Raw genomic sequence first — 25,802 nt, 5'->3', positions numbered from 1 at the left:
GCGCCTGGATGTCTGCTGCGGACCGACTACGTCTCGGTAATCGGGGCACCGATGCGAGCCATCGACTTGACGGTCTGATAAGTGGCTAGGCCTTCCGGCCCGAACTCCCGCCCGATACCGCTTGCTTTGACTCCGCCGAAGGGAGCATCGAGATCGAGAGCGTAATGGTTGATGCCAATGGTTCCTGTGCGCACGGCGCGGGCGATCTCGGTTGCCCGCGCTTCGTCGCGCGACCAGACGGTGCCGGCCAGACCGAAGTCGGAGTCGTTGGCGATTTCGACGGCTTCAGCGTCGCTGCGGTACGGAATTACCGTGACCACGGGTCCGAAGATTTCCTCACGGGCGATGCGAGCCGAGTTGTGCACATCGGCGAACACTGTCGGCGCCACATACCAACCAGTGGACCGCCCCGCGGGAACCCCGCCGCCTGTTACCAGCGTTGCGCCTTCGGCTTTTCCCGTCTCGATGTAATCCAGCACCCGGTCGCGCTGTCGGGCGCTCACCAGGGGGCCGATATCGACGCCTGGGTCGAGCGGATCCCCAACGACGAGCGAGTTCGCCATTTCTCCTAACGCGTCGACGACTTCGCCGTAGCGGTTAACGGGGGCGAGTACCCGCGAATTCGCGACGCACAGCTGTCCGTTATTGCCGAACGACCAGCTGCGCAGCCCATCCAATGTCGCATCCAGATCGGCGTCATCGAGGATGATCGCGGCGGACTTGCCGCCGAGTTCCAAGGTCACCGGTCGCATGAGCCGCCCGCAGGTTTCCGCGATCAGACGACCCGCTTCCGTCGAGCCGGTGAACGCCACCTTGTCAACACCGGGGCGGCTGACAAGGTAGGCGCCCGCGTCGTCACCGCCGGCAACGACGTTGAGCACGCCCGGCGGCAGTTCAGCTTCCGCGGCGGCTTCGCCGAATACCCTTGCGTCCAAGGCTGTTTCCGGTGCGGGCTTCAGGACTACGGTGCAGCCGGCCGCCAACGCGGGGGCCAACTTGACCGCCGCCAGCACCTGCGGGACGTTCCAGGGCACGATGGCGCCGGCCACGCCGACCGGCTCGCGGCGCACGATGGTATGCCCGTTTGCGCTAGGCCTGACCTCTTCGACATCGAGCTTCTGAATCAGCGTCGCGTAGTAGCGCAGTACCGCCGCAGGCAGCAGCCCGTTACCGTTCCGGGAAAAAGCGATCGGCGCGCCCGTCTCGCGGGTACACAGTTCGCTGGTGTGTTCGGCGCGCGCCTCCAGGGCGTCGGCCATTCGTTCCAGGAGCCTGGCTCGTTCGGTCGCCGGGGTGCTCCTCCAGTCGTGCAACGCCTCCCCGGACGCGGCCACCGCGTCGTCGATATCGGCCTCGCGAGCGCTGGGCCCCTGGGCAAGCAGCCTTTCGGTCGCGGCCTCGAAGACAGGCGAAGTGGCGCTGGCAGGGCGGAACTCCCCATCGATGAACAGCTCCGCCGCGTCCTCGCTCACCCGAATCCTCCCCACCGGATCCTCCTTTTGCCGTGATCGAATTGACTTGGACGTCGTTGTTGTCATCACGGACAAACGCGTGACGGTGAACTCGAGGCGGTGTTTATGCCGTCAAATAATCGGATGTGGCTTCCACTGCCGAGGAGCCCCTTCGCACATGGAATTCGTTGCGGCTCATGGCGGCGACATTAGCTTCGGCGCGAGATCTGGCCGTACGTCGCGCCCATTCAGTGGGCGGCACGGTCGGAACTGTCATTGGGGAATGGTGCTATGCGACAAGCACATAGGTGCTGCTTACCGCAGCTACGGTTTGCATGAGAGTCACCGTGTTTGCGCGGGCCTCGGGCCGCCCGGGGGACCCGATGTCGCGGTTCTGCGGGAACTGAAGTGGCGCCGGCTTAGGCCCGATAAGGTTGCCGCCATGCCGGATGTGACAGCACCACTGCAAGGACGGCGGATCCTGGTCACCGGTGGCGCCACCGGTATCGGCGCGGCGGCCGTAGAGGTGCTCACCGCGGCGGGAGCGAAGGTGGCAGCGACCTATCACCAGACGCCGCCGCCGGACGGCCTGGCGGCCGAGTGGCTACAGTGCGACGTCCGCGAGGCCGAGGCCGTATCGGCGATGGTCTGCGAGGCGACACAACGCCTCGGCGGGCTCGAGGTCCTGGTGAACGCCGCCGGCCTGTGGCAGGCGGGCATCCCCGGCTACATCGGCGCCGACGACATCTCGTTTCTGTTGGACACCAACATCAAGGCGACCATCCTCACCAACCAGGCCGCCTACGCGGTCATGAAGGACCAGGACCCCAAGGGCGGCCGGATCATCAATTTCGGATCGTCGGAAGCCGTGATGGGCAGCCCGATCTCGGCCGTCTACGCCGCGACCAAGGGCGCGGTGCAGGCATGGACGCGGTCGGCCGCCAGAGCCTGGGCCGCCGACAACATCACCGTCAACGCGCTTGCCCCCGCGGTCCAGACACCCGGCGCCGACCGGCTCCGTGACTTCCTCGGTCCGGACGCCGCGGCCCTGATCGACCAGCAGATGAAGATGATGATCCCGCTCGGGGGCACGCTGGGCGAGCCCGCTCGCGACGTCGGTCCGATGTTGGTTTTCCTGGCCGGCCCGGGCGCGGGTTTCATCACCGGCCAGCTGCTGGCCGTGGACGGCGGGCTGATGATGGTGGGCGGATAGCGCCGCCGCGCATTAACTTTGGCCGTCGCCCGTCGATGGTCCCCTGCGGCCGTGCCGCCGGCCGGACAGGTGCGACGATCGCGACTGTGAGATTTCGCGGCGAAGTTCACGCGCTCGATTCCGTAACAGCAACAGCGACCGGTGCAGCTCAAACAGCATGGGGCCAATGATGACCGTCCGAGACGAACGGATCCGCTATACACGCGGGCCCCGAAGCGGAATCGTGAGCGAAATAAGTGTGAAAACTTCACCCATGCGTGGCGCAAGGCGGCAGGCCACTTACCTCCGGGCCGAGCCGACAGCTAGTATAAGACGGACCGTCTCGTCTCGCAGGATGGGTTAAGTGAAGGTGGATCGGGCCGATGGCTGACGACACGATTCAAGCGCTGCTGAACAAGCGCCGGTCCGATCCGTCCATCGCGGTGAAATATCGTGACCTGCAATGGACTTGGCGTCAGTATCTGGAGGGCGCCGCGGCGCGGGCCGCCGCCCTGCTGGCCGCGGCCGATCCGCAACGGCCCGTGCACGTCGGCGCCCTGCTGGGGAACACGCCCGAGATGCTGAGCCAGATGGCGGCGGCCGGGCTGGGTGGCTACGTGCTGTGCGGCCTGAACGACACGCGCCGCGGTGAGGCGCTGGCCGCCGATGTCCGTCGTTCGGACTGTCAGTTCGTGGTGACCGATGCCGAACATCGGCCGCTGCTCGACGGCCTGGACCTCGCCGGCACGCAGATCCTCGACACCTCGACACCGCAATGGGCCGAATTCGTCGGCACCGCAGGCGAACTGACACCGCATCGGCAGGTCACCGCGATGGACGCCTTCATGATGATCTTCACCTCGGGCACGAGCGGGAATCCCAAGGCCGTCCAGGTATCCCACTTCATGGCCACCGTCGCCGGTCTCAGCCTGGCCGACCGCTTCGCCCTCACCGACCGGGACACCTGTTACGTGTCGATGCCACTGTTTCACTCCAACGCGGTCGTCGCGGGCTGGGCGCCGGCGGTGTGCTCGGGTGCGGCGATCGTGCCCGCGAAATTCTCGGCGAGCAGTTTTCTCGAGGACGTCCGCCGCTACGGCGCCACCTATATGAACTACGTGGGGAAGCCGCTGGCCTACATCCTGGCCACCGCCGAACGCGAGGACGACGCCGACAATCCGCTGCGGGTGGCGTTCGGCAACGAGGCCAACGACAAGGACATCGAGGAGTTCGGTCGCCGGTTCGGTGTGCAGGTCGAGGACGGCTTCGGGTCCACCGAGAACGCCGTCATCATCATCCGCGAACCCGGCACCCCGAAGGGCTCGATCGGCCGCGGCGCCGACGGGGTCGCGGTCTACAACAGCGACACCGTCACCGAATGTGCGGTCGCCCGGTTCGACGCCACCGGGGCGCTGGTCAACGCCGACGAAGCGGTGGGCGAGTTGGTCAACACGGCGGGTTCGGGTTTCTTCACCGGCTACTACAACGACCCGGACGCCAACGCCGAACGCATGCGCCACGGCATGTACTGGTCCGGCGACCTGGCCTACCGGGACGCCGACGGCTGGATTTACCTGGCCGGGCGCACCGCCGACTGGATGCGCGTGGACGGCGAGAATCTGGCGGCGGCGCCGATCGAACGGATCCTGTTGCGCCACAGCGCGATCAGCCGGGTCGCTGTCTACGCCGTGGCCGACGGCCACGTCGGCGATCAGGTGATGGCCGCGATCGTCCTCAACGACGGTCACGGCCTGACCGCCGCGGAGTTCGAAGAATTCCTGGACGCCCAGCCCGACCTGTCCCCCAAGGCCCGCCCGCGCTACGTCCGGATCGCGGCCGACCTGCCCAGCACCGCCACGCACAAGGTGCTCAAGCGCCAGTTGATCGCTGCGGGAACGACCGTCGGCGCCGGCGAAGTGCGGTGGGAGCGCGAACCCAGGGGCACGGCCTACACCGTCAGTGGCGATCGCAAGGGCGGCGGAGCCGGGCGCGGCGGGTCGCCACCATCGACTAGTGGCGATCGCAAGGGCGGCGGAGCCGGGCGCGGCGGGTCGCCACCATCGACTAACCCGGGCTCCTCGGTACCCGGCGCCGGATCTGACCCTTCGACCGTCGCACCCGTTTGACCGGGTCCCGGGTTGTGCCGGCGGCGATCTCGTCGCGCAGCTGGGTGATGTTGGAGATTTCGGCGTACAGCCCGCGGATGGCGTAATCCAAAACCGCGAAGGAGTACCGCTGCTCGGGGTCCTCGGTGATGCCGAGTTCGGCCGACCGCTGCCGCGACCACAGTGCCTCGTCCAACCGGACGCGGGTCGCGTCCAGGTGCCGGTCCAAGGTGTCGACGATGTGTTCGGGATCCTGGCCGCGCGCCAGCCACGTTTTGAGGATGACGGGGTGCTTGATGACCACGCGGTCGGGGCCCGGGAAGTGCTGCACCCAGCGGCGCAGCGCTTCGCGGCCGGCGTCGGTGGTCTCGTACAGGGTGATGGCGCGCTTGCCGGATTGCGCGCCGATCTCGCTGACCATGCCCCGCTGCAGCAGGCGGGTCAGTTCGCGCCGCACGTGACTGACCGACGGTGACCAATAGAAGTGCCCGACCGATAATTCGGCGCGCATCTTGATCTCGCCGGCGGTGAGTTGCTCGTCGTTGGCGGCCAGCACCCCCAACACCAGGTAGGCGGTGATCGGCAGGCCGTTGCTGGTTCTCGGGCTCACGAACTGCCGGTTTCCGCGGCGGCGAAGTACGGCAGCGTCACGTCGGGCCCGGTGGGGTGGAACTGCACGCGCACCGGCAGGCCGACGGCCAGGTCCTCCGGTGGCACGCCGACGACGTTGGTCAGCATCTGGTAGCCCTCGTCCAGGGTGATGATCGCCGGAGCGTAGGGCGGTTCGAATTCCGGTGTCACGGGCCGGTATACGACCGTCCAGCTGTAGATCTCGCCGCGGCCGCTGCCCCGCTGCCAGGCGACGTCCTGCGAGAGGCATTGGCGGCACTGCTCGGTCGGCGGGAAGTTCGCCAATCCGCACGCCGCGCAACGCTGGTAGCGCAACTCGTGGGAGCGGCATCCCTCCCAGAACGGGCGGCTGACGTGGCTGCTCGCGTGCGGGACGGGCCCGACTTGGGGCCGCAAGTGATCCGAAGTCATCGTGGTTGGTCTCCCAGAATCAGCACGGTGGTGAACAGGGCCCCCGCTCCCCCGTTGCTGCACAGCGCGATGTGCGCATCGGGGACCTGAAGGGCGCCGGCCTGTCCGCGCAGCTGCTGTACCGCGCGGATCGCCCGCTGCATCATCTGCGGATTGGCGCCGGCATGGCTGAACGACATGGTGCCGCCGTCGGTGGTGATCGGGTGGCTGCCGCCGATGGCGATGTGGCCGTCGGCCACGAACGGACCGCCCTCGCCGTCGTCGCAGAAGCCGAAAGCCTCGAGTTGACGGATGATTTCGAAGGAGAACGGGTCGTAGAGTTCCAGCACGTCGACGTCGTCGCGACGCAAGCCGGCGTGTGTGAATGCGCACTCGGCGGCGCGCCGGCCCACCACGCCGTTGACATGGTCGCCGCGCCGGCCGGCCAGGTCGTACGCGGGCGGGTGCTGATACGACGGGCCGTGAAAGTCCGCGCCCGCTGCCCAACACGTAGATGGGCCGGCCCGCAACGTCGACGGCGTCGATGTTGGCCACGACGAGCGCACACCCTCCTTCGGAGGTGGTGGCGCAATCCAGGAGGTGGAACGGGTCGGCGATGGGCCGCGAGGCGGTGATGTCCTCCGGGCTGAACGGCCCGCGGTCGTAGTACACGGCTTCGGGATTGCGTGAGCCGTTGTTGCGGATGGTCGCCGCAACCAACGAAAGTTGTTCGCGCGTGGTGCCATACGCATGCATGTGGCGCCGCGCGATGAGCGCGAATTCGGCGGTGGTGAACATGCCCCAGGGGGCGACGAATTCGTTCTCCGGCCGGGTCCAGGGCGCCGTGGCTTCGTGGTCCCGGTATTCGCCGGCCTGGGCGGCGACCAACACCACCACCTCGGCCATGCCGTGCTCGATTGCGGTGACCGCCTCGGTGATCATGCCGACCCCAAAGGCCAGGCCCTGCCAGGCCGGGCCGATGCGCAGGTCGTAGATCAACGAGGTCGAGTCCGGGCCGGCGCTGATGCCGTCGACGTCGTCGAGGGTCAGGCCGGCATCGTCGAGCGCGCCGAGGATCGCCTTGATCGCCAGTCCGCGTGAGGTTTCGCCGTCCAGCCGTCTCCCCTGCCGGGTGTTGTGCACTCCGACGATCGCCGCAGTGCGCGTGGTCAGGCTAGTTCTCATCCGCGACAACTCCCAAATACGTTCCCATGACGTCGTATTCACGCCCGCCGCGCGTGATGGTGCCGATCGTCGTGGCCCGTGAGTTGACGGGCACTGCGCCCTGCTCCACGACATCGATTCGCACGTCCACCGGCCGCGCCGTCTGCGGATCGGTGATTTCGACGACCATCGCGACCGCGCGCTCGCCGTCGTCCCATTCGACGCTGGTGATGCGGTGGCGCGCGGTCAGTTCCATCACCACGGAATCCTGGCGGACCAGGAAGCGCACCGGTGCACACAGCTCTCCGGCGCGGGGCGGCACGCACAGGCTGATCGCCATGTCACAGACCCGCCGGCCGGGCGCTGATGGTTCCCGACCGGCGCAATGCGTCCAGGTCGTGCTCACTTAACCCCAACAGGCCGGTCAGCACCTCGCCGGTGTGCTGGCCGTAGAGCGGCGGTACCCGCCGGATCCAGCGCCGCGGCATGCCGAGGAACGCGAAAGGCATTCCGGTGCAAAGGAAGGAGCCGGCGACGGGATGGTCGACCGTCTCCCAGAAGCCCCGGGCCTGCAACTGCGGATCGGTCAGCAGCGCCGCGGCGGGTGTGACGGGCGCGGCGGCTACGCCGGCGGCCCGCAGCGCGGCGGCCGCCTCGGTGACGGAATGCCCCGCGGCCCAGGCGGAGATCAGCTTGTCGATGTCGTCGACACGCTCGGCCCAGTCGGCATCCTGAAGCCCTGGCTGGCCGAGGAGGCCGGCCAACGACGCTTGCGCGGCACCGTCGAGTGCGGCCAGCGCGACCCAGTCGTCGTCACCACGACACCGGTAGACTCCCTGGGGGGTGGCGCCCGGGCCTCGGTTACCGTTGCGGCACAGTGCGATTCCATTTCGGGAGTATTCGACCAGCATTTCGGCCGCCACGTTGAGCGCGGCCTCGACCATGGTGGCTTCCACCTGCATTCCGGCGCCCCGCCGGTCACGGATCACCAGCCCCGCGACGGCGGCGAAGGCGGCGTGCAACCCGGCGATCGGATCGCACACGCCCCGTGGGATCACCGGCGGGCCGTCGGCGTGCCCGGTCACCCATGCCATGCCGGTGGCCTGCTCCATCGTCTGGGCGAAGCCGACGCGATCGCGCCACGGACCGTCGAGGCCGAACGCGGGCATGCGGACCAGGATCGCCCGCGGATTCGCGGCATGCACCGCATCCCATTCCAGGCCGAAGTTCGCCATCACCCGGGGTGAGAAGTTCTCGACGACCAGATCGCTCGCGGCGATGAGCCCGAGCGCCAGCTCGCGCCCGGTGTCGGTGCCGAGTTCGATACTGATGCCCCGCTTGTTGTTGTTGCTGCACAAGAAGACCGGGCCCCACTCCCACCAGTGGTCCCAGTCCGGTGGGCGCCCGGCCGAGAACCTCATGCCGTCGGGCCGGCGCACGCCCTCGACCTTGATCACGTCCGCTCCCAGGGCGCCGAGCAGCTGGGTGGCGACCGGGCCCGCCCAGAACGCGGTGAAGTCGGTGACCCGGATGTCGGACAGCGGCAGCGCGCCCGGATCGGCGCTGCGGGGCGGTTGGGGCCGCGCCGGCCACTGGACCCGCCCGTTATCGGCGCCGAGTCGCGGCGGTTCCGCGGGCCCACGGGTCCCCATCGCGTCGCTGCGGTACGGCACGCGGGGCGCCAGCGCCCCGGTCGGCGACTCGACGAACACGCCGCGTTCGCGGAAGTGGTCGATCTCGGGGAGCGTCTCCGGCGTCGCGATGGGGGCGACTGGAATCCGGAACGCCACCGCCAGATCGATGATCTCCTGGGTGGTTCGGCGCGCGGTCCATTCGGTGACCATGCCCAGGAACTCGTCGCGGCGCTCGACCCGGCCGGCGAACGAGGCCAGTTCGGCGTCGCCGACCAGATCGGCGCGCTCGATCATCACCAGGAAGTCCTGGAACTGCTGTGCGGTGATGGTGCAGAAACCGACCATGCCGTCGGCCGTCGGGACGATCGACGGCAGCTCCATACTTCGTTCGTGCAGCAGCGAATCGGCGCCCAGCACGCTGGCCGACATCGCGGACAAACCCCCCATGGCGATCGCCATGGCCTCGTACGTCGAGACATCGATGATGTGTCCGCGTCCGCTTCGGGCCGCATGCCGGGTCGTTGCCGCCGCCGCGGCCGCGGCGAACGTGCCCGCCAGCCACTCGCCGAGCCGGCCGCCCGCCTGCACCGGCTCGTCGTCAGGCCAGCCGCGACCGGCGATCGATCCGCACAGCGCTTGCAGGATGAATTCGTTGGCGGCCAGCTGGTTTTCGACGTAGGGGCCGGTGGTGCCGAACGGCGTCACCGCCACGACCACGGCCGCCGCGGCGGTGTGGGCGGTGATGTCGTCGAGCGTCCGCCCGCCGGTGAGGTCGGTGATCACCAGGTCGGCGCCGGCCAGCAGCGAGGTGATCTCGGGCTGGCCGTGATCGACCACCGACTTCTTGCCCGCGGCCAGATAGTCGAACAACGCGCCGGGCGGTCCGCCGGCCGACCACTGGCGCAGCGCATCTCCCTGCGGTGACTCGACTTTCACCACCTCGGCGCCGGCATCGGCGAACATCTTGCCGCAGTATGACGCCGGCAGGCCGTTGCACAACTCCAGCACGCGCCAGCCCGCAAACGGCGCCTCGGCCCCCACGCTCAGTTGCCCAGGGTGGTCGCGCGTCCAGCGATTCCGGACGCCTCGACCGTGACCGGCGCCTGCGCGGAGGCCTGCGCCTGCAGCGCAAACTGGGTCATCCGCGTCCACGCGTCACGGTCGCGCTGGCTGGCTTGGCGGCCGACGTGGGTGACCACATCGACGTCGGTGGCCTGCGCGCGTAGGTAGCCGGCCCGGGCGTGGTCTTTCGGGATGTACCGGAACGGATCGAATGAGTATGCGGCCATGGCGTTTTGGTGGGTGATCTTGTTGATGACCGTGTCGTCGAGGTGGCCCATGGTGGCGATGACGTCCTCCGGGGCGAAGGGCCAATTGCTGTCCGAATGCGGGAAGTCGGACTCCCAGCACAGCATGTCCTCGTTGAACCAGTTCATGTTCTGCACGCCCACCTTGTCGCTGATGAAGCAGGTGTAGAAGTGCCGCTTGAACACATCGGTGGGTCCGTCGTATCCGGGTGGGAAGGTCGCGAGCGTCCACCCCGAGTGACGGTTGTAGACGTGTTCGGCCCGCCAGAGGAAGTACGGTATCCAGCCGACGTCGCCCTCGGTCAGCGAGAACTTCAGTTGCGGGAAGTCGGCCCAGAACTGCGCCCAGATGAGCTCGGTGAAGGTGAACATGCTCATCATCGACGAGGCCGTCATCTGCACGCTGGGCGGGGCGTCCGTCGACACCTGGGGAGAGCGCGACGCGGACCCTACATGGGTGCACAGCACCGTGTTGTGTTCGCAAACGGCCTCGAACAACGGGTACCAGTATTTGGTGTGAATGCTGGGCATTTGCAAGGCTTCTGGGTTCTCCGAGAAGCTGACCGCGTGGCAGCCCTTGCCGGCGAGGCGCTTGACTTCCTTGGCGGCCTCGATCACGTCGAACAACGGCAGGATGCCGCACGGGATGAACCGGCCCGGGTAGGCCCCGCACCATTCGTCGACGTGCCAGTCGTTGTAGGCCTTGATCATCACCAGGTTCGTGTCGCGGTCGGGGCCCTGGTTGAGGACCTGGCCGGAAAAGCCGGTGAAGTTCGGGAAGTTCAGCCCCGCCAGCTGGCCGCCGGCATTCATGTCCCGCACCCGCTCGTCGACGTTGAAGCAGCCCGGCCGCATCTCGTCGTAGCGTGAGGCGTCGATGTTGTACATCTCGCGCGGTTTTCCCGCGACGGCGTTCAGCCCCATGTTGCGTCCGCGGATCTCGCCGTAGTACCACTGCTGGATGCCGTCGGGCTCGAGAACCACCCGCGGGGCTCGATCCTTGTAGGCGGCGGGAACGTGGGCGTCGAACATGTCGGCGGGCTCGGCGATGTGGTCGTCCACGCTGATCAGGATCAGATCGTCCTTATTCATGCCGCGCTCCTCGGTCGGATCATCAGCGACTAGTAGACAATGGTGTGAGTCACAGTGTCAACCGCGGCGTCAGGTGCGGGTCGCCGCGGTTTCCACCCGAATCGCGGCTGTCCCAACTCCAGGTCGGCATGCGGCGGTACCGGTTCATCGCTGACAGATCATTGCCGTTCGGTCTTCGCATAAAGACTATTAGTCCAAGCGGTGGCGCTGCGTGCGAACTCCCCACGCGGCATCGCGCGATGCGCTTTGCCGCCGCGTGCCACGATGGGGCATGACCGGCCGGGAAGGTGACGGAAGTTGAGCAACAACAAGGCTGCGCGTCCGACCACCGCCGACGTGGCCCGGTTGGCCAGCGTGTCGACCGCCACGGTCAGTTATGTGCTGAACAACGCGCAGGGCCGGCGCATCTCCCCCGAAACCCGCGATGCGGTGTACCGTGCGGCCAAACTGCTGGGATACCGGCCCAATCTCGCCGCCCGCAACCTGGCGCGCGGCAAAAGCGGTGTGGTGCTCTACGTGGTCCCGCACGTGGCCGTGGGCGAGATGCCGATGCAGGCCGGCAGTCACATGACCACCGCACTGGCCCGCGAGGGTTTTCTTCAGGTGCAGATCTTCGAGACCGACGACGACCAGCATCTGGTCGACGCGATCGAAAATCTCGACCCGGTCGCGATCACCAGCCTGTTCCCGTTGAGTGCGGCCGCCCGTCAAGCGGTGACGAAGGCGGGTATCCCCCATATCGAGATCGGGACATTGCCCGCGCTCAAGAACCCGCACCTGTCGGTGGGCGAGATGCGCGTCGAGCACCTGGTCGAGCGTGGTCATCGCCGAATCGCGTTCGCCTACACCGGGATTGCCCGGTGGCGCCCGCTGGGTGACTACTGGTTCGAGGGTGTGTCACGCGCGGCGCAGTCGCGCGACCTGCCGCCGGTGCGCGTCGACGAGGTCACCCTGGACAACGCCGCCGACGTGGTCAGCGCCTGGGTGGGCGAGGGGGTGACCGCGGTATGCGCCCAGAGCGACGAGATCGCCTGCCTGGTCCTCTACGGTATCCACCAAGCACGGCTGCGCTGTCCCGGGGACCTCGCCGTGATGGGCGTCGACGCCAGCCCGATGGGCATGGTGAGCACTCCGCCGCTGACCACTGTGCAATTCGATCCCTGCGCGGTCGCCGACGCCGCCCTTGCCGCCGTATTCGAGCGGCTGGGCCATCCCGCCCCACCGTCTCCGGAGCTGACCGACATCGCCCACCTCGTGGTGCGGTCGTCGACCTGACTCAGTCGGCGGGCTCGTAACGCAGCAGCGTCACGTCGTGCTCCGGGTAGTCGCAGAACACCGGCTGCACCCGCATTCCGACCCTGAGGCGAACCGGGTCGACGTTGACCAGCTCGGTGGAAAACCTTGGGCCCTCGTCCCATTCGACGATGGCGAGCAACTGGGGCACGGCATCGGCGAAATGCGGGCTGACCGGCCGGTGCGCGACGGTGTAGGAGTACAGCGTCCCCATCCCGGAAATCTCGCGCCATTCCAGGTCGTCGGCCAGGGTGCGCGGCGCGCGCACTCGCGGGTAGAACACATAGGCCTGTAGCGACGGCGAATACTGAATGACGATGCGATGCTCGCCGAGCGCATCCCAAAACGGCGCGCTGGTGGGCGTTTTGACGGGCATGGGCCGTTCGAAATTCATCTCCTCAGTCCCCTTGCAGGATCAGCGTCGTCTGCTCGGACAGGATGCCCCCGTTGCCGGACACGAACGCCCGGTTGCAGTCGGCGATCTGCGCGGCGCCCGCGCGGCCCATGATCTGGCGGGTGGCGTCGCAGACGTGGTGCATTCCGCCGGCCAATCCCGCTTGGCCGAAGCCCAATTGCCCGCCCGCGGTGTTGAGTGGGAAATCGCCGCGGAAGGTCAGGTCGTGGTTGGCGACGAATTCCATGCCCTTGCCCTTTTCGCAGAAGCCGGCATCTTCCAGGGAGAGCAGCACGGTGATGGTGTAACAGTCATAGATCGACACCATGTCCATCTGTTCGCGGCTCAGCTCGGTCATGGCGAACGCGGTGTCCGCCGCGGCGGCGATCGGAGTGTGCAGCAGATCCTCGGCGTACGTCGGGGTCTTGAACGGCACGTGTTCGCCGAATCCCTTGATCCACACCGGGCGATTGCGCGACCGCCTGGCGACGTCGGCGCTGGCGACGACGACCGCGGCGCCCCCGACGCAGGGCATGACGATCTCGAGCATGTGCAGCGGGTCGGCGATGACCGGGCTGGCGAGCACGTCGTCGACGGTCAGCGGCTTGTCCTTCCAGATCGCGCCGTCGGTGTGATTGGCGTTGACGCGCTGATCGACGACGATCTTGGCCATCGCACGCTCGTCGTAGCCGTAGACCGCGGCGTAGCGCTGCGCCACCTGGCCGTATGGTCCGTTCTGGCCGAGGTTGCCGTAGGGGATCTCGAATTCGGCTTGCGGCGAGCCGTATTGGTTGCTCGACGAGCCGAAGAACATGGCGTCGACCATGGGCCGGGGCTTCTTCTTGGACGACGGCGTGATGTAGCGGGCGGGCAGCGCGCACAGCACCGCGTCGCAGATCCCCAGCTCGACGGCCGCGGCCGCGCGCCACACCATGGCCGCGGCGCTGGCCCCGCCCAGATCGACGTGCTCGGCGAATCTCGCTCCCACACCGAGGTATTCGGCGATCGTGGAGGGGACGAAGATCTCCGACTCGGCCAGGTGCGACGCCACGATGCCGTTGACGACATCTCCCGGCAGGCCGGCATCCTCGAGCGCGGCGGCGCCCAGCTCCGCCCACTGCTCGAGGACGAACGGCGCGGGCGAGGCCTTGTTGAGCCGCTCGGGCGGCAGCTCGACGTATCCGACGATCGCGGCTTCTCCGCGTAATCCCATGCTGTGCCTTACTTTCGGGGTAGTCCGAGGATCATCTGCGCGATGATGTTCAGCTGGATCTCCCTCGTCCCGCCTCCGATCAGCTCGGCCGGCAGGTGCAGGTAGGGTTCCACGACCGCGGCGTCGGGGTCGTCGACCATCGCGACCTGCCCGGTCAGCTGCAGCGTGGCCTGGAAGGTGCGGCGCAGCAGCACATTCATCGCGACCTTGGCGATGCTGGACGCCGGGCCGGACGCCTGGCCGTCGAGCAGCCGAATTGTTTCCCGCACCCCGAGCGCCCTGATCGCATTGGTGTAGGCGTCGAGTTCGCCGAGCTCGCGCAACGCGTCGTCCCGATCGGGTCCGGGTTGCGCGGCCAGCCGGCGCAGGGCGACGGCCCGGTCGAACTTGACGTATCCGCTGATGGCCGTGCGCTCTTCGGCCATCGTGGCGATCGCGAGGCTCCAGCCGTCGGTGGGTCCGCCCAGCAGCATCTCGTCGGGGACGAAGACGTCGTTGAGGAACACCTCGTTGAAGTGCGCCTGCCCGGTCGCCGTCTTGATCGGCTGGATCTCGACCCCGGGGGAACGCATATCGAGGATGAAATAGCCGATGCCGCGGTGCTTGCTGGCTTCGGGGTCGGTGCGGGCGAGCAGTGCACCCAGGTCGGCGTATTGGGCCAGCGACGTCCAGATCTTGTGGCCGTTGATCCGCCAGCCGCCGTCGACCTTGGTGGCCCGGGTGGCCAGCGACGCGAGGTCCGAACCGGCCCCTGGCTCGCTGAACAGTTGGCACCAATGAATGTGACCGCGCTGGGTCGGCGGAATCAACCTCTCCTGCAACTCTTTTGGCGCGGCGGCCAGCACCGAGGGCAGGATCCACTCGGCGATGTTCAGCGACGGCCGAACCAGCCCGGGCCGCTTGGCGAACTCCTCGTCGATGATGAGCTGCTTCAACGGGCCCGCATCCACGCCCCACGGCGCCGGCCAGTGCGGCACAATCAGACCGGCGTCGGCGAGCAACGTGCGCTGTGGCCCCGACGCCTGGTCGGCGTAGTCACCGTGCGGTGCTGGTTTGTCGTTGCTCAACTGCAGGGCCGCATCCAGCGTTTCGGCCACCCAGGAACGGAATTCGGCCTCCGCATCGCCGAGATTGACCGACATGTCGCGCGTCTGGGTGCATGTCAGCTCCCCCAGCCGTCGCGCCCAGCGATTCGCCGGGCCGATCGATCCCGCCAGGCTGATGGCTCGCCGCCAGTACAGGTGCACGTCGTGTTCCCAGGTGAAACCGATGGCGCCGAGCATCGTCAACGCGTCGAGCACCAGGTCCGGCGCGGGCGAGATCGCGATCACGGCCGCGCCGGCCGCGGCGATCCGATGCTGGTCGAGTGATTCGCCGACGGCGCGGACCGCGTCCCAGGCCGCCGCGGTGGCCAACTCGCTGCTCACCAACAGCATCGCCGCGTTGTGTTGCAAGGCCTGAAACGTGCCGATCACCTTGCCGAACTGCTCGCGGATGCGCAGGTGCGCGGTGACGGTCCGCAGGCACCACGCAACGATGCCGGCGGTCGTGCTGGCGACGAGCCCCACGACCACACAGCGGGCACGCTCGCTATCGAGGCCGGTAAGCACCTCGGTGTCGGTGACGCTGTGGTCGTCGAGCCGCAGGATGCCGGCGTCGGCGACGAGGTCGGTGCCGGTCACGGGTTCGACTGTGGCCGTGGGGGTTTCGGTGTCCACCAGCGCCCAGACTACGTCGCCGTCATCGGTATGGGCCCCGAGCAGGATCGTTCGCCCCGCGCACACCCCGAGGGTGACGGGTGAAGCTCCGCTGATCCGCCAGTTGCCGCCGTCGAGGCGCGCCGAGAAGCCGTCCCCGGGTAGCACGATCGCCGCGGTGGCGCCGGCTGCCAGGTCCCGAAGGAATGACTGGGCGCTCGGCGTCGGATCGGCGAGCAGTGCGGCGGCTCCGGCGCTGACCGTCGGCAGCAGCGGGCCGGGGAGCAGCGAAATGCCCGCCGATTCCAGAACGCATGCGGCGTCGATCAGTTCCCCGCCTTGGCCGCCGAGGTCTTCGGGCAGATGCACGGCGTGGAACCCGTTGGCAACCAGAGCATCCCACCATTCGGGGACGCGTCCGGCCGCGAGGTCGCCGAAGCTGTCGCGCGTGGTGGCGATGGGGGCATGGCGGGCGGCGAATTGTCCGACGGCATCGCTGAGCTCCTGCTGCTCCGGACTCAGTCCCAGACTCACGAGGACGGCCGAGAGATAACTGGCGTTGGCCGCACCGACTGCTATCCTTTCGTTACAAGACGGACCGTCTCGTCTTGTGGCAGACTACCGGGGCGAATCGGGATATGTAAAGCGCACCCGATCCCCGCGAGGGGCGTTCGATCTGAGTTCGCAGAAGCGAGGACCACCAGATGCCAACCGATCTCGACGCGGTGAACACGGCGGCGGGCTCGCCTCGCAGACGCAGCGAGAAGTCGCGCACGGCGATCGTCACCGCCACGCGAGAACTGCTACTCGAGCGCGGCTTCGACGGGCTGACCATCGAGGCGGTCGCCGCGCGCGCCGGCGTGGGCAAGCAGACCATCTATCGATGGTGGCCCACTCGCCCCGCGCTGGTCGCCGACGTGATGCTCGAAGATGCCGACAAATTGCTCGCGTCGGTCAACCACAGTGGCAACCTGGCCGCCGACCTGGTGGGCTGGGTGGGCAAGTTGTTCGCCAGCCTGACGACGCCGCGCGGTTCGGCCATGCTGCGCACGCTGACGGTGGCCTGCATGGAACACGAGGACACCGCCGTCAAGCTGCGCGCCGGATTCAGTGCGCCGCTACACGACAGCGTGCGGGCCCGGCTCCGGGCCGACGGCATCGACGAGGCCACCGCGGAATCGGCTGCGGATGCCATCGTCGGTGGGGTGGTGTACCCGATCCTTTCCGGCGCGCAGCCCTACTCGCGCCGCCGCGCCGAACGGACCACCCGGCTCATCGTGGAGGCGCTCACCGTCGCCTGACCGTCGCGCGTCAGTCGACCGACACCGCGGCCAGGCCCCGGCGCACCCGGTCGGGCAACGAACCCCCGTGGCTCAGCCAGTCGTCCAGCGCGACGCGCACCGCCGCCATCGCCAGCGCCCCGATCAGGCGTGGCCGCGGGTCCTGCGGGGTCAGGTTGGGCATGCGGGGCGCGATGAGCTCGGCGATCGCCAGCTCATAGCGCACATAGATATGCAGCGTCCACGCGTCCAGCGTGTCGGATGACCTTGTCAGCGTGGCCAATTCGCGGATCTGCGTTTCGATCTCGGCGAAGCCACGGGCGAGCTCACCGAAGGCGCCGGCTACCGCTTCGATGGCGGTCAGCTGCGGTGGTTGGGCGGCCAGCGCGGCGGTGATCCGGTCCAGCCAGTGGGCGTTCATGCCCTCGGCGACGGCGTCTTCCTTGGATTTGAAGTAGCGGAAGAACGTTGCCCGGCCAATGTCAGCGGTGTCGGCGATGCGGTCCACCGTGGCCCCCGCCAGACCCCGGCTGGCGACCAGCTGGGCGGCCGCCGTGGCGATGCGCTGGCGCATCGCCGCACGCTTGCGCTGGGCCAGCGACGGCGTAGCGGACGCTGCACTTGACATGTCCCCACCCTGTTTCCTGCGAATCGTCCCCACAATCGTAAGACATAGTCTTAGCATGAGACGATGTCTCAGATCACCGCTTCGTCCGATCAGCCGGCCCCTAAGGCGCGCGCCGCGTGGGAGTTCTTCCAGCAGATGCTGGCCGACGTCACCAAGATCGTGACCGAGGATGCCGAGTCGGCGCGGGAACTGGCCGAGGGTCTGCGCGTGGTCGCCCGGGTGTCAGCGCTGTGCGCGCAGATGACGGTCGAATCCGACCCCGAGCGGCCGTCGTTCTTCGATATGTGCTCGGAGAACCGGATGGTCGGGGGCCCCAACCCGGACGGCAAGTATTACCTGGCGATGATTCGCGGCGACCGCCGCTACCGCATCACCGGCACCCGCGGCTCCAGCGCTTACCTGGGATTCCAGATCCTGGCCGGGACCGGACTTACCCCGCGGCGGATGGCGGCCTACCTGAGCGACGTCGACCTGGCGCTCGACTCCGGTGAGTTCACGCTCGTGCTCGCGGCCGACGAACCCGCCGATCTGGCCGGCGCTCAGTGGTTGAAGATCCCCGACGACGCCTCGTCGGTGGTCGTCCGGGAATACATCGGTGACCGGTCGAACGAGGAATTGGCGACGCTGCGGATCGAGGCGCTGGACCCCGGGCCCGTGCCGACGCTGACCGACGACGGGCTCGCCGACCAATTCACCGCGATGGCATGGTCGCTGATGAAACTCGCGACCCTGCACCGCACCATCAAGCCGGAACTCCTGCACACGCCAAATACGTTGCTGACCGCCCAAGCCGCCGACCTGGGTGCGGCCGACACCACGCCGGACAACCTGTACATGATGGGCACCTTTCGGCTCGAACCCGGTCAGGCCCTCGTCCTGGACATCGTCCCGCCCGACACCCGGTACTGGAACGTCACGCTGGAAAGCATTTGGCACGAATGCCTGGAGCCGCATCGCCGGCACAGCTCGGTGACCAACCGCGGCGTCCAGCCCAACGCCGACGGGCGGGTGCGGATCGCAATCGCGGCCGAAGACTTCGGGTTTGGCCACTGGCTCGACACCGGTGGCCGGCATCGCGGCTTCATCGTCGTGCGCTGGCTGGACAATCCGAGCCCGCCCGACGTCACCGTGTCCGTGCGCGAGGCCGAGGAGCGGAAATGACATTGCAGGACCGCTTCGCTCCGGAACGATTGATCGCCGCCGCCTGCGACGAAGTCGGCAGCGACGACTTCGGCGACGAGGGTTGGCGGCCCGGATTGCACCGGGTGACCGACGGGCTGATCAACGACGCCCGGCTATCCGACATCGGTGTCGAGATCGCCCACCTTGACCTGATGCGGGCGCTGAAGAACCGGCTCGGCGTAATCGCTTGGCGCAAAGAACATCCCGAGGCCTCCCGCGAGGAGGTCAAGGCGCCGATCTTCATCGTCGGCCAGCCGCGCACCGGCACCACGATTCTCTACGACCTGCTCGCCCAGGATCCCGAGCTGCGCGCGCCGCTGACGTGGGAGGTCGACGAGCCCTGTCCGGTGCCGCAGCCCGAGACCTATCACAGCGATCCCCGCATTGCCCAGACCCAGGCCGGCATCGACCTTTCCGAACAGATCATGCCGGGGTTCTTGGCCTTTCACCCGATGGGAGCGCTGGTCGGCCAGGAGTGTGTGCGCATCACCGCGGCCGAGTTCGTCAGCATGATCTTCTCGGTGCAGTATCGGCTGCCGAGCTACTACCGTTGGCTGATGTACGAAGCCGACCATGCCGGCGCCTATCGCTTCCACCGAATCTTCCTGCAGCACTTGCAATCCGGTGTGTCCGGTCAGTGGCTGTTGAAGTCGCCCGCCCACCTGTGGCAGCTGGACGTCTTGCTGGCCGAATACCCGGACGCGTTGATCGTGCAGACCCACCGCGACCCACTCAACGTCATATCGTCGATCGCCGCGCTCACCCATCACCTGCGCCGGATGTGCAGCGACGAATCCAGCATCACCGAGTGCGCGGCCCAGTCCTACGAGGAGATCATCGTCGGCCTGGAGCGCGAGATGGCCTTGCGGGACAGCGGCGCCGTGCCCGCGGACCGGGTGATCGACGTGCAGTTCGCCGACTTCATGAACGACCCCTGGACCACGATCAAGGACATCTACCAGCGGATGGACCGCGAGCTGCGCCCCGATGCCGAGCAGAAGATGCGCGACTTCCTCGCCTCCCACCCCTCGGACGGCGGGCGCAGCCGATACACCTGGGCGGACACCGGGCTGGACGCGGTCGAAGTGCGTGAGCGAGTGAGCGCCTACCAGGACCGCTACGGCGTGCCCACCGAGCAGCTGCGCTGAGGTAGGTCACACCGAACACCGCTGCGACGCTTGACGTCTGCGAACGGTAGGCTCGGCGCAAGGGCGACGGGAGCGGCGATGGACGACGATTGCCTGAAGCTCACCACCTATCTGGCCGAGCGCAGGCGGACCGGGGACAGTTTCGTCTCCGATGTGCTGCTCGGCCTGTACGCGCGGCACCGAATCGCCTGCGGCGTCCTGCTGCGCGGCATCGGCGGGTTCGGCACCGGTCACTATCTGCGCACCGACGAGTCGCTGACGTTGTCCGAGGACCCGCCCGTGGCGATCATCGCGGTCGACACGCGAGCGAAGATCGAGGCGCTGCTCGACCCGGTGCTGAGCGTCAAGCAGCGAGGCCTGGTGACCCTGGAACGTGCTCGGCTGCTGCACGACGACATCGGGTCACCGCGGCTACCCGAGGATCTGCACGACGCCGTCAAGTTGACGATCTACGTCGGGCGCAAGCAGCGCGTCGACGGCTCGCCCGCCTACATCGCGCTGTGCGACTTGATGCACCGGCGCGGCCTGGCCGGCGCCACGGTGTTGCTCGGGGTGGACGGCGTCGCACACGGAGAACGCCAGCGCGCGAACTTCTTTGGCCGCAACGCCGATGTGCCGATGGTGATCGTGGTCGTCGGCTCCGGCGAGCGCATCGGTCGGGTGCTACCGGAGCTCGGCCAACTGCTGCGCAGGCCGCTGTTCACCGTCGAACGGGTCCGGGTGTGCAAGCGCGACGGCCGGTTTCTGGAGCGGCCGCACGCCCTGCCCGGCGTCGACGAGCGCGGCCTGCCGCTGTTCCAGCAGCTGACGATCTACACCTCGGAATCGGCGCACCATGCGGGTGTGCCGATACACCGCGCGATCGTCCAGCGGCTGCGCCAAGCCAAGACCGTCGACGGCGCGACCGTGCTGCGCGGCGTCTGGGGGTTCCACGGCGACCACCCGCCCCACGGCGACGGATTGCTCTCGTTGACCCGCCGGGTTCCCGTCGTCACCGTGGTGATCGATACGCCGGCCAACATCGCCGAATCCTTCGCCGTCATCGACGAAGCGACCCGACACGAGGGCCTAGTGACCAGCGAGATGGTGCCCGCACTGGTCTCCGACGACGGTGACTCCGGGCCCCCGCGCATGGCCCGGCACCGCTACTAGGAGTGGTCCGCGACGAGCATCGCGGCGGCGCGCTCGCCGATGATCACGCTGGGCGCCATGGTGTTGCCGGTGGTGATTCCCGGCATCACCGACGCGTCGGCGACGCGCAGCTTCTCGATCCCGTAGACGCGCAGTGATGCGTCGACGACGGCATCCGAATCGCGGCCCATCTTGGCCGTACCGTTCTGATGCCAGTAACTGGTCGCGGCGTCGCGGACGAAGCCCTCGAGGTCACGGCCCTTCAGGTTGCCGGGTGTCACCTCCCGGCTGACGAACGGGCACAGGGCCTGCGAGTTCCCGAGTTCGCGGCACAACTCCACCGCGGCTAACGCCGCCTTGAGGTCGTCGGGATCACCAAAAGTATTGGCGTGGATGCGGATCGGATCATCCGGGTGTGGTCCGGTCAGCCGGAGGTGTCCACGACTCCTCGGGTGTGCCACACCGGCGAACAGCGTCCAACCGGACTGTGGGAGGCCGAATCTGGCAATCGTCTCGTCGGTGCCGATCGGCACCTCGGCCTGGCAGATGAACACGTCCGGCGTCTCGGCATCCGACATGGTCCAATACACCGTCGCCTCCGACATGGTGTTGCGCGGCGGCAGCGGCACCCGGTCCTGCCACACGCAGTGGATAGCCACATGGTCCTGGAAGTTGCGGCCCACACCCGGAAGATGCTGGCGCACAGGGATTCCGAAGGCGTGCAGCTGTCCCTCGTCGCCGATCCCCGATTGCATCAACACCTTCGGGGTATGGATGGCCCCCAGGGACAGCACCACCTCGCACTCGGCGCCGACGACGAGCGTCGACCCGCGATACCGGATCTGAACCCCGGTAGCGCGGTTCGCATCGAAGACCACCCGGGTCACGAGGGCCTCGGTGAGCACCGTCAGGTTGGGCCGATCCATGAGCGGATACGTGTAGGAACGAAATATCGACTCCCGCTTGCCGTTGCGCGCGCGGATATCTTCAATGGCCGCCCCGCCGGGCCCTTCCATCATGCGCCCGTTGGGATTTTCGAAAGTGGGAATCCCGATCGAACGCGCGGCCAATAGCGTGGCCGGTGCCAGCGGGCTCGGTTCGGGAGCGGGCTGCACGAACACCGGTCCACCGGTGCCCCGGTAGGCGGGATCGGCGGGGCCATGCCAGTCTTCGATGCGGCGATAGATGTCGAGAACTGCGTCGTAGCCCCAGCCCGGATCCCCGGCTTGGTCGGCGAAGAAGTCCCAGTCGTTCTTGTGGCCGCGCGCCCAGCACATGACGTTGATGCTGGATCCCCCACCCAGCACCTTGCCCATCGACATCGGAATGGACCGCCCGTTGATGTGCGGGTTCGGTACGGCACGAAAGCCCCAATCGCGTTCACTGCCGAGGTTGTAGGGCCACTGGTTGGCCTGGGTGACGGCCGGTACGTCGTCATCGCCGCCCGCCTCCACCAAAAGCACACTGACCTCCGGATTCTCGGCCAGGCGCCCCGCGACGACCGAACCCGACGACCCGGCTCCGCACACGATGAAGTCGTAACACGGTTTCAGCTCGCCCGTGAGGCGCTGCTGATTTGCCCGCACCCGCGCCTGAAAGTCCTGCGCCGCCGCCGAATTGGTTTGTGCAGATGCCATGCCCACCGTCGATTGCTCCTTGGCCGTCGGTTTGTTGCAATCAGCATGTCGGGTGCTCCAGGGCGCATCCAGGCCCCGTCGTTCCTGGTAGCGCGGCGGCTAGGCAGCGCGGCGACGTGAAGCGAGATAGTCCGCGCTGCAGTTCAATTGGCGCGCGCTAGGAGCGCATGGCGCCCAGGGCTTACGTCGTGGGCTGCGCGAGGCTGGAGAGCAGACGCAGCCGCTCTTCCGACGGTGAACCGGCTTCCGCGTAGTAGGTGACCAGCGCCTGCCGTGTTTCGGGAAGAACGAAGGCGCGGTAGTGCAGGTCGAGCGGGCCCACCTGCGGGTGATTTATCAGCCCCATGCCACTGGTCTTCTGTTTGACGTCCTGGCGGGCCCACAGCGTGCGGAAGTCGTGACTGGCGATGCTCAACTCGCCGATCAGCTTTTGCAGTTCCGGATCGCCGGGACTCTCCTCGGCGATGTTGAAGCGCAACCAGGACACCAGAATGCCGGCGACCTCGTCCCAGTTACGAAGCCACTTGCGCAACTCGGGGTCCAAGAAGATGAACCGCAGATGATTGGAGCCCGGCGCGAAGTACGGAATGAGCGCCCGCGCCATCGAGTTGCCCAGCAGGATGTTCATATGACGGTCCTGCACATAAGCGGGAGTCAGATGCCAGGTGTCGAGCAGCCCCTGCAGGCTGGGGTCCACCTTCGCTGCCGCCGGACGCCGTCGGCGGGGGGCGGGATGGGTGAGGGTCCGCATGTATTCGGCGGCATCGTCGTTGAGTTGCAGCGCGCTGGCGAGCCCCTCGAGGACCTGGTCTGAAGGCTGCCGCTCGCGCCCCTGCTCCAGCCGCAGGTAGTACTCGGCGCTGATGCCGGCCAGCATCGCGACTTCCTCGCGGCGCAAGCCAGCCACCCGCCGGCGTTCACCCCCGACAAGGCCGACATCGGCGGGCTTCAACAAGCCGCGCCGTGCCCGCAGGAACGTCGCCAGCGCTTGCTGATCGCGCATGAAGTGACCCTAGCGCCGATGGGCGCCGTTCGGGTGGTCCCGCTACTACCAGGACCGAGGGCCCGCAGGAAGGTTCAGCCGGCCACCGAAGCGTCGTAGATGGACTGGATCGCCTTGTCCAGGGTGGCGTTGAACTGCTCGTCGGACTGGTCGACGGTCAGGCCCTCGGTCAGCGCGCGGCTGAAGCTGGCGATCAGCCCGGTGTTCTTGGCCAGCAGGTCGTTGGCTTCCTCGCGGGAGTAACCGCCGGACAGGGCGACCACCCGCATCACCTTCGGGTGCTCGATCAGAGGACGGTAGAAGTTGACCTCGGTGGGCAGGCTCAGCTTGAGCATCACGCGCTGACCGTCCGGCACGGAGTCGAGCTGCTTGGTGATCTCGTCGCGCAGGATGCCCTCGGCCTCGGCCTTGTCCGAAATCGAGATGGTGACCTCGGGCTCGATGATGGGCACCAGACCGTGCGAGAGCACCTGATGGCCCAGCTCGAACTGCTGGGCGATCACCGCCGCGATGCCCTTGGGGTTGGCACCGCCGATCACCGACCGCTCTTTGGTCCCGAAGACGCCCAGGCCGGCGGCCCGGTCCAGCAGTTCGTCGAGGCCCGGGATCGGCTTCATCAGCTGGACGTCGTCGGACGCGTCGGCCAGGCCTTTGTCGATCTTGAGGATCGGCACCACGCCCTTGGTCTCCCACAGGTAGGTGGTCGACGGCTTGCCCGCGATCTCGCGGTCCATGGTCTGCTCGAACAGGATCGCGGCCAGCACCCGGTCACCGGTGAACGCCGGGGACGTGATGATCCGCGAGCGCATCTGGTGAATGAGGTCGAACATCTCCTTCTCGGAGGAGTAGGCGTCGTCCTGGATGCCGTAGAGGCGCAGCGCCTTGGGCGTCGAACCGCCGCTCTGATCGAGCGCCGCGATGAATCCTTTGCCCGCCGTCATCCGCTCCGCTTGCTGCTGGTTCGACATTGAACTCTCCCAGTTCCTCATGGCCCTCACGGGCACGGCGCCCACGGCCGGTGACCGCGCGCTCAAGTCCGAATCGTGCCGATCATATTCGGCCACTTTGGGCCCGAGCAGGCAGGTCGTCAGACTGCGACGTCGGTCTGCGCCTCGGTCTGGCTGCGGGGTGGCGGCTTGCTGCGCCACACCGCCATGCGGTCGAGGAGCCGGTCGCGCAAGACGAGCGTGTGGAAGAGTACCGCCGTCATGTGGGCGGTAAACGCGAGGAAAAGCAGGAGCGCGAAGGCGCCGTGGCACTCGCGCAGGACCGCGAAGACGTCGACGTTGTGCGGTGCGATGCCGGGCAGCGCGACGGGCCCGAGCAGGGTGATCGGGAAGCGCGCCGACGACAGCATGGCCCACCCGGTCAGGGGCTGCACGAGCAGCAGGGCGTAGAGCAGGTACTCCGATCCCGTCGCGACGCGGCGTTCGGTCTTGCTCATGGTGGCCAAAAACGGCGGTGGCCGGTGCCTGAGCCGGTTCACCAGCCGGACCAGGGCGAAGGCCAGGATCAGCAGGCCCAGCGGCCGGTGGATTGCCAGTAGTCGTGGGTACAGGCCCAGGGCGGCGACCATGGTCACGCCGATGAGCAACTGCGCGATCACCATCGGGGCCATCAGCCAGTGCAGGACGCGCGAAAGCAGGGTGAACCGCGGCGCGACGGTCGCCTCAGTCATTGCAGGACCGCTTCGACGCCGACTGCGCTGGGCGTTTTGGGCTCACCGGCGCGGCGACCGAATGAACGGGCGTACACCGCCGAGCGCGCCGCGAGCAGCGGGTCGTCGGAGGCGGTGATGCCGTCCGGCAGCACCAGCGGGTCGAAGTTGATATCGCGCGCGTTGCCGGCGTCCTCCGTCTGGACCGCGGAGATGGTGATGGTGCCGGCGTCGATGGTGCGCCGTCCCAGCGGCCACGGTTTGGTGGCGTCGTTGGTCGGGTCCCCCGGCTCGCCGACGGTGAGCATCAGCCGCCAGGTCAGCGGGGTGCGCGCCAGCGTCCGGATGAGGGCGTCGAACAGGTAGTCCTTGGCCGGCGGGCCGGCGGGCAGGGCCGCCACGTCGGCGCCTTGCTGGGGAATCGCCGACCAGCGCACCGGCACCGTCGCGCCGGCGCCGTTGGTGAACCGAAAGGCGTTAAGCGCATGGAAGGCGCTGTCGGCGAATCCCGTGCTCGGCGGCGCCTGCTTGATGATCCGCATGGCCGCGGCGGTCTCGGGATGGCGTTGCAGGA

At 67.7% G+C, this 25,802-nt stretch carries 21 protein-coding genes and 2 pseudogenes; 7 read left to right on the top strand and 16 right to left on the bottom strand.

Annotated elements, in window-relative coordinates; genetic code table 11:
* Window positions 1-26: 26 nt before the first annotated feature.
* On the bottom strand, window positions 27-1,478 hold the full coding sequence (locus A5646_RS27455) for an aldehyde dehydrogenase (RefSeq protein WP_067025707.1): 1,452 nt from the start codon (window positions 1,476-1,478) through the stop codon (window positions 27-29).
* Between the two features lie 424 nt (window positions 1,479-1,902).
* On the opposite strand from A5646_RS27455, the gene A5646_RS27450 reads away from it, so the two are divergent.
* Both A5646_RS27450 and fadD1 read left to right on the top strand, forming a co-directional pair.
* Window positions 1,903-2,664: an SDR family NAD(P)-dependent oxidoreductase gene (locus A5646_RS27450; protein WP_156765733.1), complete on the top strand. Its 762-nt coding sequence runs from the start codon at window positions 1,903-1,905 to the stop codon at window positions 2,662-2,664.
* Between the two features lie 362 nt (window positions 2,665-3,026).
* Window positions 3,027-4,769: a fatty-acid--CoA ligase FadD1 gene (gene fadD1, locus A5646_RS27445; RefSeq protein WP_067025686.1), complete on the top strand. Its 1,743-nt coding sequence runs from the start codon at window positions 3,027-3,029 to the stop codon at window positions 4,767-4,769.
* Here the strand turns inward: fadD1 and A5646_RS27440 are convergent.
* The 6 genes and pseudogenes from A5646_RS27440 to A5646_RS27415 all read right to left on the bottom strand — a co-directional run bounded on the left by A5646_RS27440 (window position 4,708) and on the right by A5646_RS27415 (window position 10,965).
* On the bottom strand, window positions 4,708-5,358 hold the full coding sequence (locus tag A5646_RS27440; protein WP_067025684.1) for a PadR family transcriptional regulator: 651 nt from the start codon (window positions 5,356-5,358) through the stop codon (window positions 4,708-4,710). The two genes, fadD1 and A5646_RS27440, sit on opposite strands and share 62 nt — an antisense overlap.
* Window positions 5,355-5,789: a Zn-ribbon domain-containing OB-fold protein gene (locus A5646_RS27435; protein ID WP_066869944.1), complete on the bottom strand. Its 435-nt coding sequence runs from the start codon at window positions 5,787-5,789 to the stop codon at window positions 5,355-5,357. Before A5646_RS27435 ends, A5646_RS27440 begins: the two co-directional genes overlap by 4 nt.
* Window positions 5,786-6,953 (bottom strand): annotated as a pseudogene (locus A5646_RS27430) (thiolase family protein). Before A5646_RS27430 ends, A5646_RS27435 begins: the two are co-directional and overlap by 4 nt.
* The gene (locus tag A5646_RS27425; protein ID WP_066869937.1) at window positions 6,943-7,272 is read right to left on the bottom strand and encodes a hypothetical protein; all 330 of its coding nucleotides are present in this window, start codon (window positions 7,270-7,272) and stop codon (window positions 6,943-6,945) included. The pseudogene A5646_RS27430 and the gene A5646_RS27425 overlap by 11 nt, the downstream one beginning before the upstream one ends.
* 1 nt (window position 7,273) lies before the next feature.
* Window positions 7,274-9,607, bottom strand: a complete 2,334-nt coding sequence (locus A5646_RS27420) for a CoA transferase (protein WP_067025680.1) — start codon at window positions 9,605-9,607, stop codon at window positions 7,274-7,276.
* Between the two features lie 2 nt (window positions 9,608-9,609).
* Window positions 9,610-10,965, bottom strand: a complete 1,356-nt coding sequence (locus A5646_RS27415; RefSeq protein ID WP_067025677.1) for an amidohydrolase family protein — start codon at window positions 10,963-10,965, stop codon at window positions 9,610-9,612.
* 297 nt (window positions 10,966-11,262) lie between these two features.
* On the opposite strand from A5646_RS27415, the gene A5646_RS27410 reads away from it, so the two are divergent.
* A complete protein-coding gene (locus A5646_RS27410; RefSeq protein ID WP_156749100.1) occupies window positions 11,263-12,240 on the top strand; it encodes a LacI family DNA-binding transcriptional regulator in 978 nt (325 codons plus the stop codon).
* A 1-nt stretch (window position 12,241) separates the two neighbouring features.
* Here the strand turns inward: A5646_RS27410 and A5646_RS27405 are convergent, their stop codons facing one another.
* Genes A5646_RS27405 through A5646_RS27395 form a run of 3 tightly spaced genes read right to left on the bottom strand, consistent with a single transcriptional unit; the run spans window position 12,242 to window position 16,096 of the window.
* Window positions 12,242-12,652, bottom strand: coding sequence for a Zn-ribbon domain-containing OB-fold protein (locus A5646_RS27405; RefSeq protein ID WP_067025674.1), 411 nt, complete (start codon window positions 12,650-12,652; stop codon window positions 12,242-12,244).
* Between the two features lie 4 nt (window positions 12,653-12,656).
* The gene (locus A5646_RS27400; protein WP_067025671.1) at window positions 12,657-13,865 is read right to left on the bottom strand and encodes a thiolase family protein; all 1,209 of its coding nucleotides are present in this window, start codon (window positions 13,863-13,865) and stop codon (window positions 12,657-12,659) included.
* A gap of 8 nt (window positions 13,866-13,873) precedes the next feature.
* Window positions 13,874-16,096 (bottom strand): acyl-CoA dehydrogenase, encoded by a 2,223-nt coding sequence (locus A5646_RS27395; RefSeq protein ID WP_067025669.1) that lies wholly within the window; start codon window positions 16,094-16,096, stop codon window positions 13,874-13,876.
* 170 nt (window positions 16,097-16,266) lie between these two features.
* Here A5646_RS27395 and A5646_RS27390 point away from each other — a divergent pair, with 170 nt between their 5' ends.
* Entirely contained in the window at window positions 16,267-16,863 is a 597-nt protein-coding gene (locus tag A5646_RS27390; protein ID WP_066869919.1) for a TetR/AcrR family transcriptional regulator, read from the top strand.
* A 10-nt stretch (window positions 16,864-16,873) separates the two neighbouring features.
* On the opposite strand, the gene A5646_RS27385 is transcribed toward A5646_RS27390, so the two are convergent.
* On the bottom strand, window positions 16,874-17,470 hold the full coding sequence (locus tag A5646_RS27385; RefSeq protein WP_067025666.1) for a TetR family transcriptional regulator: 597 nt from the start codon (window positions 17,468-17,470) through the stop codon (window positions 16,874-16,876).
* A 63-nt stretch (window positions 17,471-17,533) separates the two neighbouring features.
* Here A5646_RS27385 and A5646_RS27380 point away from each other — a divergent pair, with 63 nt between their 5' ends.
* The 3 genes from A5646_RS27380 (at window position 17,534) to A5646_RS27370 (ending at window position 20,952) form a co-directional block, all read left to right on the top strand.
* On the top strand, window positions 17,534-18,631 hold the full coding sequence (locus tag A5646_RS27380) for a DUF1214 domain-containing protein (RefSeq protein ID WP_067025663.1): 1,098 nt from the start codon (window positions 17,534-17,536) through the stop codon (window positions 18,629-18,631).
* On the top strand, window positions 18,628-19,800 hold the full coding sequence (locus A5646_RS27375) for a sulfotransferase (RefSeq protein WP_067025660.1): 1,173 nt from the start codon (window positions 18,628-18,630) through the stop codon (window positions 19,798-19,800). The genes A5646_RS27380 and A5646_RS27375 overlap by 4 nt, the downstream gene beginning before the upstream one ends.
* Window positions 19,801-19,878: 78 nt before the next feature.
* Window positions 19,879-20,952 carry a DUF190 domain-containing protein gene (locus A5646_RS27370; protein WP_067025657.1) on the top strand — a complete coding sequence of 358 codons (1,074 nt, stop codon included), beginning with the start codon at window positions 19,879-19,881 and terminating at the stop codon, window positions 20,950-20,952.
* Here the strand turns inward: A5646_RS27370 and A5646_RS27365 are convergent.
* The 5 genes and pseudogenes from A5646_RS27365 to A5646_RS27345 all read right to left on the bottom strand — a co-directional run.
* On the bottom strand, window positions 20,949-22,568 hold the full coding sequence (locus tag A5646_RS27365) for a GMC family oxidoreductase (protein ID WP_082984874.1): 1,620 nt from the start codon (window positions 22,566-22,568) through the stop codon (window positions 20,949-20,951). The genes A5646_RS27370 and A5646_RS27365 overlap by 4 nt on opposite strands.
* A 181-nt stretch (window positions 22,569-22,749) precedes the next feature.
* A complete protein-coding gene (locus A5646_RS27360; RefSeq protein ID WP_066869903.1) occupies window positions 22,750-23,571 on the bottom strand; it encodes a helix-turn-helix domain-containing protein in 822 nt (273 codons plus the stop codon).
* Between the two features lie 74 nt (window positions 23,572-23,645).
* Window positions 23,646-24,539 (bottom strand): fructose bisphosphate aldolase, encoded by an 894-nt coding sequence (locus A5646_RS27355; RefSeq protein WP_066869952.1) that lies wholly within the window; start codon window positions 24,537-24,539, stop codon window positions 23,646-23,648.
* Window positions 24,540-24,658: 119 nt separating this feature from the next.
* Window positions 24,659-25,249 (bottom strand): cytochrome b, encoded by a 591-nt coding sequence (locus tag A5646_RS27350; protein WP_066869900.1) that lies wholly within the window; start codon window positions 25,247-25,249, stop codon window positions 24,659-24,661.
* A pseudogene (locus A5646_RS27345) lies at window positions 25,246-25,802 on the bottom strand (catalase); the annotation flags it as partial. The pseudogene A5646_RS27345 and the gene A5646_RS27350, both read right to left, overlap by 4 nt.

Origin of the sequence: Mycobacterium sp. 1245499.0, from assembly GCF_001673615.1 — a bacterium.
Lineage (GTDB): Bacteria > Actinomycetota > Actinomycetes > Mycobacteriales > Mycobacteriaceae > Mycobacterium > Mycobacterium europaeum_A.
Note: the sequence above shows the minus strand (reverse complement) of the source record. Positions and strands in the feature narration are given on the sequence as shown.